The 11,869-nt window shown below is 66.5% G+C and carries 10 protein-coding genes and 1 pseudogene; all 11 read right to left on the reverse strand.

What is annotated here, in order from left to right; translation table 11 throughout:
* A partial coding sequence (locus B2J89_RS19660; protein ID WP_169170583.1) for a 3-hydroxyacyl-CoA dehydrogenase family protein occupies positions 1 to 1,193 on the reverse strand: 1,193 nt, incomplete at its 3' end.
* Between the two features lie 15 nt (positions 1,194 to 1,208).
* Positions 1,209 to 1,643: a DUF2147 domain-containing protein gene (locus tag B2J89_RS19665; RefSeq protein ID WP_169170584.1), complete on the reverse strand. Its 435-nt coding sequence runs from the start codon at positions 1,641 to 1,643 to the stop codon at positions 1,209 to 1,211.
* 42 nt (positions 1,644 to 1,685) lie between these two features.
* Complete coding sequence (locus B2J89_RS19670) at positions 1,686 to 3,506, reverse strand: acyl-CoA dehydrogenase C-terminal domain-containing protein (protein WP_169170585.1); 1,821 nt, start codon at positions 3,504 to 3,506, stop codon at positions 1,686 to 1,688.
* 4 nt (positions 3,507 to 3,510) lie between these two features.
* The gene (locus B2J89_RS19675) at positions 3,511 to 4,209 is read right to left on the reverse strand and encodes a TetR/AcrR family transcriptional regulator (RefSeq protein ID WP_169170586.1); all 699 of its coding nucleotides are present in this window, start codon (positions 4,207 to 4,209) and stop codon (positions 3,511 to 3,513) included.
* Positions 4,210 to 4,326: 117 nt separating this feature from the next.
* Positions 4,327 to 6,105 carry an LTA synthase family protein gene (locus B2J89_RS19680; RefSeq protein ID WP_169170587.1) on the reverse strand — a complete coding sequence of 593 codons (1,779 nt, stop codon included), beginning with the start codon at positions 6,103 to 6,105 and terminating at the stop codon, positions 4,327 to 4,329.
* Between the two features lie 108 nt (positions 6,106 to 6,213).
* The gene (slmA, locus tag B2J89_RS19685) at positions 6,214 to 6,885 is read right to left on the reverse strand and encodes a nucleoid occlusion factor SlmA (RefSeq protein ID WP_169170588.1); all 672 of its coding nucleotides are present in this window, start codon (positions 6,883 to 6,885) and stop codon (positions 6,214 to 6,216) included.
* Between the two features lie 72 nt (positions 6,886 to 6,957).
* Entirely contained in the window at positions 6,958 to 8,409 is a 1,452-nt protein-coding gene (locus B2J89_RS19690; RefSeq protein ID WP_169169814.1) for a sensor histidine kinase, read from the reverse strand.
* 27 nt (positions 8,410 to 8,436) lie between these two features.
* Positions 8,437 to 9,144 (reverse strand): response regulator transcription factor, encoded by a 708-nt coding sequence (locus tag B2J89_RS19695; RefSeq protein ID WP_169169815.1) that lies wholly within the window; start codon positions 9,142 to 9,144, stop codon positions 8,437 to 8,439.
* Positions 9,145 to 9,266: 122 nt separating this feature from the next.
* A complete protein-coding gene (gene argB, locus B2J89_RS19700) occupies positions 9,267 to 10,175 on the reverse strand; it encodes an acetylglutamate kinase (RefSeq protein WP_169169816.1) in 909 nt (302 codons plus the stop codon).
* A 267-nt stretch (positions 10,176 to 10,442) separates the two neighbouring features.
* Positions 10,443 to 11,549, reverse strand: coding sequence for a glycosyltransferase (locus B2J89_RS19705; RefSeq protein WP_169169817.1), 1,107 nt, complete (start codon positions 11,547 to 11,549; stop codon positions 10,443 to 10,445).
* Positions 11,546 to 11,869, reverse strand: a pseudogene (locus tag B2J89_RS19710) (glycosyl transferase); the annotation flags it as partial. The pseudogene B2J89_RS19710 and the gene B2J89_RS19705, both read right to left, overlap by 4 nt.

Raw genomic sequence — 11,869 nt, forward strand, 5'->3', positions numbered from 1 at the left:
TCGAGCCAGCCGGCCTCCTGCCACAGCTCGAACGGGCCCTGCTGCAGGCCAAAGCCCCAGCGCATCGCCTGGTCCACGTCGCGCGCGTTGTCGGCGATCGTGGCCAGGTGCACGGCGGCGTAGTGAAAGCTGTTGCGCAGGATCGCCCAGAGGAACTGGCCCTGCGCGCCTTCGGCGTTGCGCAGCAGCTTCAGGCGCTCGGCGGCCGGGCGCTTGAGCATGCGGCCGTAGACCTCGTCGGCCTTCTGGCCGCCGGGCACATAGTCTTCGCTCTCCAGGTCGAAGCGCAGCACGTCGCGCCCGACCTTCTTGTAGAAACCGGCTTGGGTCTTCTGGCCCAGCTGCTTGAGGTCGAGCAGTTTCTGCAGCACGGCGGGCGTGCCGTAGCTGCCGTAGAACGGATCGGTGTCCAGGCTCAGGTTGTCCTGCAGCGTCTGGATGACGTGGACCATGGTGTCCAGACCCACCACGTCGGCGGTGCGGAAGGTGCCGCTGCTCGCGCGGCCGAGCTTCTTGCCCGTGAGGTCGTCGACCACGTCGAACGTGAGGCCGAAGTTCTCGGCCTCCTTCATGGTCGAGAGCATGCCGGCGATGCCGACGCGGTTGGCGATGAAGTTGGGCGTGTCGTGCGCGCGCACCACGCCCTTGCCCAGGCCGCTCGTGGCGAAGGCTTCGAGCTGGTCGAGCACGTCGGGCGCGGTGGTGGGCGTGTCGATCAGCTCCACCAGGTGCATGTAGCGCGGCGGATTGAAGAAGTGAATGCCGCAAAAGCGCGGCTGGATCGCCGCGGGCAGCGCCTCGCTCAGTTTCGTGATCGACAGGCCCGAGGTGTTGCTCGCGACGATGGCGTGTGGCGCCACGAACGGCGCGATCTTCTGGTACAGGTCGAGCTTCCAGTCCATGCGCTCGGCAATCGCCTCGATGACGAGGTCGCAGCCGCGCAGCAGCTCCAGGTGCTCTTCGTAGTTGGCCTGCTGGATCAGCGCGGCGTCCTCCTGCACACCGAGCGGGGCGGGCTTGAGCTTGTTGAGCCCTTCCACGGCCTTGGTGACGATGCCGTTCTTAGCGCCGTCCTTGGCCGGCAGGTCGAACAGCACCACCGGCACCTTGCAGTTGACGAGGTGGGCAGCGATCTGCGCGCCCATCACGCCGGCGCCGAGCACGGCGACTTTTTTCACATTGAAACGGGACATCGGTTCTTTCCTGGTTTATTGCGTGCGCACCCAGGTCTGGGTGCGGCCGAACGGGCCGATGGAGCCGCGCACTTCGAGCTTCTGCCCGCCCTCGATGGGCGTCATCCGCAGCGTGTAGGCCTTGCCGTTTTCGGGGTCGAGGATCTTGCCGCCTTCCCACACGTCCTTGCCGTCGGCCTTCTTGGCGCCCCGGATGATTTCGAGCCCCAGCATGGGCTTGCCCTTGCGGTCGTCGCTGCATTCGTCGCACACGGCGTCCTGCTTGGCGTCCTTGCGCAGCAGCTTTTCGATCCTGCCGCTCAGCACGCCGTCGGACTCGCTGATATGCACCTGCGACTTGACCTCCTTGGTCTTCTCGTCAAAGGTCTGCCAATGGCCCACGGGGCTCATCTGGGCCCATGCGGGGGCGGAGAGTGCTACACAAAAAATAGCTACTAACGCTTTGTACATAAGGGCTCCAGTGCTAAAAAGCTTGAAATGGCGGTGCGAGGTTCAGGCGAGTGCCGCGTCCGTGTCCATCAGCGAGGCCGCACCGGCGCGCGCGGTGCGCATCAGCGTGGCGGTCTCGGGGAACAGCTTGGCAAAGTAGAAGCGTGCCGTCTGCAGCTTGGCCTGGTAGAACGGGTCGGCCGGCTTGCCCTGTGATTCAGCGGCCGCCACCTCGCGCAGCGCCACCTGCGCCATGCGCGCGAAGAAGTAGCCAAACACCAGGTGGCCGGCGACGCGCAAATAGTCCACCGCGGCGGCGCCCACCTCGTCGGGGTTCTGCAGGCCCTTGAAGCCCAGCTCGGTGGTGAACTTTGTCATCTGGTCGGCCAGGCCGGCGAGCGGGTTGATGAACTCGGCCATCTTCTCGTTCACGCCCTCTTCCTGCACCAGCGCGGCCACCAGCTTGCCGAACTTCTTGAGCGAGGCGCCGTTGTTGCCCAGGATCTTGCGGCCGAGCAAATCGAGCGCCTGGATGCCGTTCGTGCCTTCGTAGATCATGTTGATGCGCGCGTCGCGCACGAACTGCTCCATGCCCCATTCCTTGATGTAGCCGTGGCCGCCAAAGACCTGCTGGCACAGCGTGGTGGCGGTCCAGCCGTTGTCGGTCAGGAAGGCCTTGACGATGGGCGTGAGCAGCGCAACCAGTTCGGCCGAGTCCTTGCGCACCTTCTCGTCGGGGTGGTGCACTTCCTTGTCGATCAGGATGGCGCAGTAGGTCGCGAGCGCGCGGCCGCCCTCGGCGTAGGCCTTGGCGGTCAGCAGCATGCGGCGCACGTCGGGGTGCACGATGATCGGGTCGGCCGGCTTGCTCTTGTCCTTGGTGCCCGAGAGGCTGCGCATCTGGATGCGGTCCTTGGCATAGGCGAGCGCGTTCTGGTAGGCCACCTCGGTCAGGCCCAGCGACTGGTTGCCCACGCCCAGGCGGGCGGCGTTCATCATCACGAACATGGCGGCCAGGCCCTTGTGCGGCTGGCCCACCAGCGTGCCGGTGGCGCCGTCGATGTTGATCTGCGCCGTGGCGTTGCCGTGGATGCCCATCTTGTGCTCGAGGCCGCCGCAATAGATCGGGTTGCGCTCGCCCAGCGAGCCGTCGGCGTTGACCTTGAACTTGGGCACGGCGAACAGGCTGATGCCTTTGCTGCCGGCGGGCGCATCGGGCAGGCGCGCGAGCACCAGGTGCACGATGTTGCTGGCCATGTTGTGCTCGCCGGCGCTGATGAAGATCTTGTTGCCGGTGAGCGCGTAGGTGCCCTCGGGCGCGCCGGGCACGGGCTCGGCCTTGGTGCGCAGCAGGCCCAGGTCGGTGCCGCAGTGCGCTTCGGTCAGGCACATGGTGCCGGTCCACTCGCCGTTGGTCAGCTTGGGCAGGTACAGGCGCTTTTGCTCCTCGGTGCCGTGCGCGTGCAGCGCCTCATAGGCGCCGTGCGAGAGGCCCGGGTACATGGTCCAGGCCTGGTTGGCACTGTTGAGCATTTCGTACAGGCACTGGTTGAGCACGAAGGGCAGGCCCTGGCCGCCGTACCCGGGGTCGCACGACAGCGCCGCCCAGCCGCCTTCGACAAACTGGGCGTAGGCCTCCTTGAAGCCCTGGGGCGGGGTCACCTCGTGCGTGGCCTTGTCAAGCGTGCAGCCCTCTTCGTCGCCGCTGATGTTGAGCGGGAACACCACGCCAGAGGCGAATTTGCCGGCCTCTTCGAGCACCGCGTTGATGGTGTCCACGTCCACGTCGGCGTGCTTGGGCAAGGCCTTGAATTCGTCGGCAACCTGGAAGACCTCGTGCATGACAAATTGCATGTCGCGCAGCGGCGGCGTGTAGATGGGCATGGATTTACTCCTTGGGGGTGGGGATGGAAACAGGGGACGGGCCCGCCACGCTGCCAAAGCGCGCCAGGATGTTGTCAAAACCGGCGAGAGCCCGGCCGATGGAGCCGGGTTTCTTCAGAAAGCGGGCCTCATAGTGCAACGCCAGGATGAGGCCGTGGATCTCGAACAGCATCTGGTCCGCGTCCACGTCGGCGCGCAGCTGGTCCAGCGCCTGGCACTGCCCGATGGCGCGCTTCATGGCGCCATGCCAGGCCATCACGGACTGCGCCAGCGCGTCGCGCACCGGGCCGGTGCGCTCGTCGAACTCGATCGCGCCGCTGATGTAGATGCAGCCCGAGTCGATCTCGACCGAGGTGCGCTTCATCCAGTGGTCGAACATCGCGCGCAGGCGCGCCACGCCGCGGGGCGCGGCCAGGGCCGGGTAGAACACCTCCTGCTCGAAGCGCTGGTGGTATTCGTGGATCACCGAGATCTGCAGCTCCTCGCGCGAGCCAAAGTGGGCGAACACGCCCGACTTGCTCATGCCCGTGATGTCGGCCAAGGCCCCGATCGACAGGCCCTCCAGGCCAATGTGCGTGGCCAGGCCCAGGGCGGCTTCAACGATCGCTGCCTTCGTCTGCTGCCCTTTTTGCAGCGTGCGCCCGCCTTGGCCGCGCGTGCGCGACACGCGCTGGAGAGTGGAAGAACCGAGGTTTGAAGGCATTGCGCAAAGAAAAACGAACGATCGTTCTATTCTGCAGCAAATTTCCTCCATGGCGAAATTCCCCAGGAAAAATAGCGTGCGGCTTCCAACACTGGATGGCAGCAGGTCAGAACCCGTTCAAGGAACGGCCGGCTCGTTGAGTGGCGGACGCAGGTGCACCGGCATGCGCTGCACATGAATGGCGTCAAGATAGGGCGTGGGTCCCTGCAGGCCGACAAAATGCGTATCCTCGGCCTCCAGGCGCACCTCGCGCACGCGTTCGCCACATTGCATGAACACGCTGTCGGGATGCTGAGCGCGCGCAGTGAACACGCATTTGGCCGCAGCCGTGTGCCCCTCATTCCACAGCCCCTGCCCCGGATAGCGGCAAGTTTCGCCGCGCAACAACTGCTGCTGCAAAGACGGAAGCAGGTCTTGCTGCGAAAAATACCCACGCTCCCGCCCTGCAGGGGCTGAATGGCCCAGCATCAGCAACGGAATACGCGAGAGATGGTCCTCACCCAGGCGCTCGCGCTCCTGCGCGCTCGACGGCACCATGGCACGGTGGTCGCCCGTCACAATCACCAAACCATTCTCGAAAAACCCGTCGGCCTCCAGCTGGTCAAGGAAATCGCCCAGCGCTGCATCGGTATAGCGGAAGGCGCCCTCGATCGAAGACTTTTGCCGTATCGGGTCGAAATAGGGCTGGTGCGAGGACACCGTCTCCAGCACCAAAAAATACGGCTGCTCCGCCTGCTTCCGCATCCACTGCCGCGCATTGCCGTACAAGGCCGCATCGACGGGAGCGTCGAAGTGGTAGCGCGGCATGCCGTCATAAAACGGCGCGTCATGCCCCGAGATAGTCTGGAAACCGATCTGCTCCAGCCACACGCCTTTTTGCATGAAGGCCAGATTGCCCGTGGTCATGAAAGCGGTGACATAGCCGGCCTGGTAGAGCAACTGGGGCAACGTGGGACGGGCCGGATCCAGATCGGATTCGTAGACGGTCTTGCGTCCGCTCTGCAAAATGGCCGGTCGCCCTGTCAACAGCGCGAACAAACCATCCTCGGTCGTCTTGCCGTTGGCCAGGAAGTGGGTGAAGCGGCGCCCCTTGGCCGACCAGCGGTCCAGTTGGGGCGTCCAATCGTGGATACCGCCAAACGCCTGGCTCTGGTAGCTAGACAAGGACTCCACCACCACCAGCACCACCTGGACGGGTCGGGGGCCAGAGACGAATTGCGCGGTACAGATCTTCGCTCCCGCCGCCTTGCGCAGCCGCGGCGTGTGCTGCTCGACCCATGGCGCCGAATATTCGCGGTACAGCGTCGACGGATCAATGAAGGCCGCCAGTGCATTGCGCACATAGACATAGTGGAAGTGCGGCTCGGGACCGAACAGCAGGCTCAGACCGAACAGCCCCCCGGCCAGCGGCAGCAGCCAGCCAGGATGACGCAGCCGCCCCTGGCGCAGGTAGCCGACCGCCACGCACAGCACGACCAAGACGCCCAGCGCGCTGACCATCACGCGCCAAAGGGCCTGGCTGGCGAACAGCCGCAGGAAAAAACCGGCCGAGTCGATATCGCGCCAGAACTTCTGCGCCTCGCGCCAGTCCAGCCGCACCAGAAAACTCTTCAGAACCCAGAAGTCCAGCACCCAGATCAGCAGACAGGCCAGCAGCAGCAGACGCACCAGCCAGGCGCCGCGCGCCAACCAGCGTCGCGCCGCCAGGTCCACGCACAGCATGCCCAGCATCAGTTGCGTTTCATGCCAAAGCGACGGGTAGACCAAGCAGTTACCGCAATCGAGCATGACCGAGTAATCCTGCATCATCTTCAGACGCATGCAGACCAGCAACACAAAAATGCTTGCTACCAGCGCGGCAAAAGGCACGCGGAGGCAGAAATACCAAATTCTCATGGGGAAGTCGGCCTGCGATCACGTTGGCCTGCGCCCAAGCTTGTGCGGCCGGGCGAATAAAAAACAAAGCCCGCCATAGGCGGGCTAAAGGCTGCAGTATGCCGCAGCTCAGATCATCAGCGCAAGACTCGCTTCCAGGTGCTCGGTGGGCTGGCGCCGAAAGCCCGAGCGCGCGAAGCGCTGCAGCCGGCCCAGGGCGAAGGCGGTGAGCACGCTGGCCGCCACATGCGCGTCCACGCTGGGCGTGGCCGAGCCGGCGGCCCCGGCGGCGGGGCGCAGGCACTGGCGCAGGGTGGACTCGATGCGGTCGAAGAACTGGTTCATGCGCTGCTGCAGGCGCTCGTGCTCGAACACCAGTGCGTCGCCCACCATCACACGCACCATGCCGGGATTGCGCTCGCCGAACTGCAGCAGCAGGGCCACCACGCGGGCCGCCTGGCGCGCCCCTTCGCTGGCCGGCTGTGCGGGGTCGGGCACGCCCTGCCCGACGATCTGCGCCACCAGGGTGAACACGGTCTGCTCGATGAAGTCGATCAGGCCTTCGAACATCTGCGCCTTGCTGGCAAAGTGCCGGTACAGCGCGGCCTCGCTCACCGCGAGGCGGGCCGCCAGCGCGGCGGTGGTGATGCGCTCGGCACCGGGCTGCTCGAGCATCGCGGCCAGGGCCTGCAGGATCTGTTCGCGCCGCTCGCCGGGCTTGGGCCGCTTGCGCGCCGCGGGGGTTTCGCCTGCAGAGGCTTCGATGGCGTCGATTTCAGAGAGGGGAGCAAGTTCGGACATAGGCAAGAAATGTGTGCAATTGATTCTCGCACACGCCATGCGCCCCTTCGGCCGCCGCGGCCCTCCAGCGCCTCAAGCGGCAAACACCAGGGTCACGCGCAGGCCCTGCCCATGCGCGCCGCTGCCGAGCGTGAGCGCGGCGCCGTGCACGCGCGCGATCTCATCGGCGATCGCGAGGCCCAGGCCCGTCCCCTCCCCCTGGGTGCCGGGCACGCGGTAGAAGCGCTGCACGACGCGCGCGCGCTCGGCCTGCGGTACGCCGGGGCCGTTGTCCTCGACCTGCAGAAAGGCGCACGCACCACCGCCACCGCCGGCCGGTTGCAGGCCGCAGCGGATGGTCACGCTGCCGCCGGCGGGCGTGTACTGGATGGCGTTGTCGACCAGGTTGGACAGCAGCTCGCGCAGCAGCCAGCCGTGGCCCGTGACATGCGCGGGGTGCACCTCGACCCCCAGGTCCAGGCCCTTTCCCATGGCGGCGTCGAGGTACATCTCGAGCAGGGACTCGCACAGGTCCTTGAGGTCCACGCGCTGGGGCGCCTGCGCCTCGAGGCTGCGCGCATCGGCGCGCGACAGGGCCAGCAACTGGTGCGCCAATTGGGAGGTGCGGCGCGTGGCATCGCGCAGCTTCTCGATTTCGTTCGCTCTCAAAGTAATAGCTGCATGCGCTTGATGGGCATGCGCTGGAGGCACTTTTTTATCCAACTCATTGCCACCCAGGTCCGGATGCGCGCCCGCGCGCGCCATCAGCGCCCAGGCCTCCACCTGCGCCTGCAGGCCGGCCAGCGGCGTGCGCAGCTGGTGCGCCGCATCGGCAACAAAGCGGCGCTGGCCCTCGGCCTGCGCCTCGACCAGGGCAAACAGCTGGTTGAGCGAGTGCACGAGGGGGCGCACCTCGACCGGCGAGGCAGCCTCGTCGATGGCACTGAGGTCGCGCGGCGAGCGGCGCTCAACGGCTTCGGTCAGGTCCACCAGCGGTTTGAACGCGCGCCGCACCGCCCAGTGGATGGCCAGGGCCGCCGCCGCCACCAGCACCAGGTTCGGCAGCAGCACGCGCACCAGCAGCAGCTGCGCCCACTGCTGGCGCGGGTCGGAGCCGTCGGCCAGCGCCACCACCAGCTCGCCCGCCGCGGTGGGGCCGCGCTGCACGGCCACGCGGTAGGTCACGCCGTCCAGCTCTTCGCTGTGGAATTCGGGCGCGTGGGTGCTGGGCAGCGCGCCGCGCACCCAGGCATCGCCCAGCAGCAACCGGCCCTGGGCGTCGCGCACGCTGAAGCCCGCGTAGGCCGACTTCTGGCGCAGAAACTCCGCCACCGGCGGGGCCAGCAGCAACAGCGGCGGATCGCCCTGGCGCGGCGGCGCCAGCACCGAGTCGGCCAGCACCGGCAAGAGCCGCAGCAGGCGCTGGTCGTGCTGGGTGGCCGCCTCGGCGGCCGAGCGGTAATCCACCCACATGCCCACCAGCGCCAGCGCGCACAGCGGCAGCAACAACAGCAACAGCAGCCGGTTGCGCAGGTTCGCGGTCATGGCGGGCATCTCCCTGACGGGCAGTGGCTAAGGAGCCAGGTGCAGCTCCAGCCGGTAGCCAAAGCCCCGGATGGAGCGCAGCGCCACGCCATGGGGTTCGAGCTTGCCGCGCAGGCGCGACACGTAGACCTCGACCGCGTTGGGCGTGATCTCCTTGTCCCAGCCCGTGAGCGCCTGCAGCAGCTTGTCCTTGCTGGCAGGCTTGGGCGCATGGATCAGCAGGTATTCGAGCACGGTCCATTCGCGCGGCCCAAGCTCCAGGGGCTGGCGCACGGCGTCGGCACCCACGCCGGTGCGCACCCAGGCACAGCGGTGGGCCGTGTCCAACTCCACCGGACCGAAGCTGAGCACCGCCGTGGTGGCGGCCTGCGAGCGGCGCAGCAGCGCGCGCAGGCGCGCCAGCAGCTCGGGCAGCTCGAAGGGCTTGAGCATGTAGTCGTCCGCGCCCAGGTCCAGCCCCTGCACGCGGTCGTGCAGGGCGTCGCGCGCGGTCAGGATGAGCACCGGCATGGCGTGGCTGGCCATGTCGGGGCGGCGCAGTCGGCGCGTGAGCTCCAGCCCGTCGATGCCGGGCAGGCCGATGTCGACCACGGCAATGTCGAACGCTTCGCTTTGCAGCACCTCCTCGGCCCGCTCGCCGCTGCCGACCCAGTCGACCGCGTAGCCGGCGTCGGACAGGCCCAGCTTGATGCCGCTGGCCACCATCCCGTCGTCCTCAACCAATAAGAGGCGCATGGTCTGCCTACCGTCTTGTGGTGCCAGGAAAGCCATGTGCCGCCACCGGCCCGCGCCAAGGCCAAACGCGGCCCCCTTCGGGGGAAGGGAACCCTGCGCAGCGGGCGGCGGTGGGGGCCATTTCAGTGCGAACGGATCATCGTGCCGTAAGCCTGGTCCGTCAGGATCTCGAGCAGCATGGCGTGCGGGACGCGGCCATCGATGATGTGCACGGCGTTCACGCCCGCGCGCGCCGCGTCCAGCGCGCCGGCGATTTTGGGCAGCATGCCGCCCGAGATGGTGCCGTCGGCGAACAGCGCGTCGATCTCGCGCGCGGTCAGGTCGGTCAGCAGTTGGCCGGCCTTGTCGAGCACGCCCGGCGTGTTGGTCAGCAGCACCAGCTTTTCGGCCTGCAGCACGGTGGCGAGCTTGCTGGCCACCACGTCGGCGTTGATGTTGTAGCTCTCGTTCTCTTCGCCAAATCCGATGGGGCTGATGACGGGGATGAAGGCGTCGTCCTGCAGCGCCTTGACGACGCTCGGGTCGATGGAGACGATGTCGCCCACCTGGCCCACGTCGTGCTCGATCGACGGGTCCTTGTTGTCGAGCATCTTGAGTTTCTGCGCCCGGATCAGGCCACCGTCGCGCCCCGTCAGGCCCACGGCCTTGCCGCCGGCCTGGTTGATCAGGCCCACGATGTCCTGCTGCACCTCGCCGGCCAGCACCCACTCGACCACTTCCATGGTCTCGGCATCGGTCACGCGCATGCCCTGGATGAACTCGCCCTTCTTGCCCAGGCGGTTCAGCGCCGTCTCGATCTGCGGCCCACCGCCGTGCACCACCACCGGGTTCATGCCCACCAGCTTGAGCAGCACCACGTCCTCGGCAAAGTCGGCCTGCAGGGCCGGATCGGTCATGGCGTTGCCGCCATATTTGATGACCATGGTCTTGCCATGGAATTTGCGGATGTAGGGCAGTGCCTGGGCCAGGATTTCGGCTTTTTCGCGGGGGCCGATGTGGGACAGGTCGGGGTCGGGGGAAGGGTCGTTCATGGAGACAGGCCGTCGGGTGAAAACAAAAGAGGGGCAAATTGTGCCCCATCCAAGAAAGGCAGGGCAGCGGCTTGTATCAGTGCGCTACCAGACGGCGCAGCCAGTCCAGCAGCACGGTGGGCAGCAGTTCAGGGCGCGGCAGCAAGGCGTAGTGCTGCGGGCCGAACACCGCGGGCACTCGTACATGTCCTGAAGCACCATGCCCCCGATTGAGCTTCGACCAAGGGCGCAACCACGGCCCGGCCGAATGCAGCGCCTGTGTCCGTTTCAGCGCCTGAGCCAGCCTGGCACCTTGAAGCGCACGATGGCGAAATAGGCCAGCACGTAGGTCACCCCAAAGAGGACGCAAAATGCCATCAGCACCGGGGTCACTCGCCAAAACAACAGTGCCGGCACGACTGTCAGCAGCGTGAATGCCCATAGATACGGTGAGGTGCGGTTGTTGCGCATGAGCATGCGCCGCGCCGTGTCGTCCCCTGCAAACACGCTGCGCACGATGCGCCGGTAGATCAGCTGGTGAAAATGCAGCGCATCCGCCACCCCGGGCGAGACGCCGCGCACCAATTTGCGGTAGATCGAGAACAGGGTTTCCCACACGGGGTAGATCAGCAGCAACAGCGGAAACCAGGGCGAGACGTCGGCGTTGCGCTGCACCAGCGAAATGCTCGCCAACGCAATCACCACGCCCCAGATATACGCACCACCGTCGCCGGCAAACAGCACACCGCGCGGGTAATTCCACACCAGAAACCCACCCGTGGCCCCTGCCATGCATAACAGCATGGTCGCCAGCGACCGGTCACCAACCTGCAAGGCCACATGCGCCAGCGCCAGACAAACAATCAGCGCCACCATGCCCGAGAGGCCGTTGTACCCGTCGATGATGTTGAACGCGTGGGGCAAACCCGCCACTGCCAACAGGGCGATGCCCCAGCCCAGCCACGGCGCGGCGGTCAGCAGGGCATCCAGCCAGGGCAGTCCCAGGCGCGGCACAGTCATGTCGAGCAGCAACACCGCCAATACGCCAGACATGCCAGTGAGCGCCAGGCGATAGCGCACGGCCAAGCGCTGCGTCATGTCTTCGGCAATGCCACCCGCGGCGGCCGGCAGCAACACTACCAGCCAGCCCCCGACGCCGTTGCCTAGGCGCAGTGACCCCGGATCACCCAGCAAAGCAGACTGCATCCATCCCAGAACCCAGCCACAGGCCAATCCCAGCAAAATGGCAGCGCCACCCAGGCGCGGCACATCGCCCAGGTGAAACCGCTGCGGCATGCCGTTGCCATATCTAGAAGCGTGTCCGCTGAGCCAGCGCACGACACCGCCTGCAGCCAGCGCCGCCACCAGAAAAGCCACCACAGACAACCAAATCATGAGCCGCCGATGGTACCCGCGCCTCCACCCTCCGCACGTAACAATTGGCGCGCCCGTCGATAGACCGGGGAACGCCACAGGTGCAGCAGACTGATCAGATGCCAGCGCAGATGCGCCCAGCGCCTGTGGCTGGCGCGCTCGCCTGCATGCAATACACGTTTCGAGACACGCACCAGGGCCAGACCCGCCAGGCGCAGGCGCAGGCACAGATCCACATCTTCACAGTACATGAAGTAGGCCTCGTCAAAACCACCCACGGCCCCCCATGCCGAGGTAGGCAGCACCAGACAGGCGGCATTGACCCAGTCCACGCGCGCTTC

Source organism: Acidovorax sp. SRB_24, from assembly GCF_012931925.1.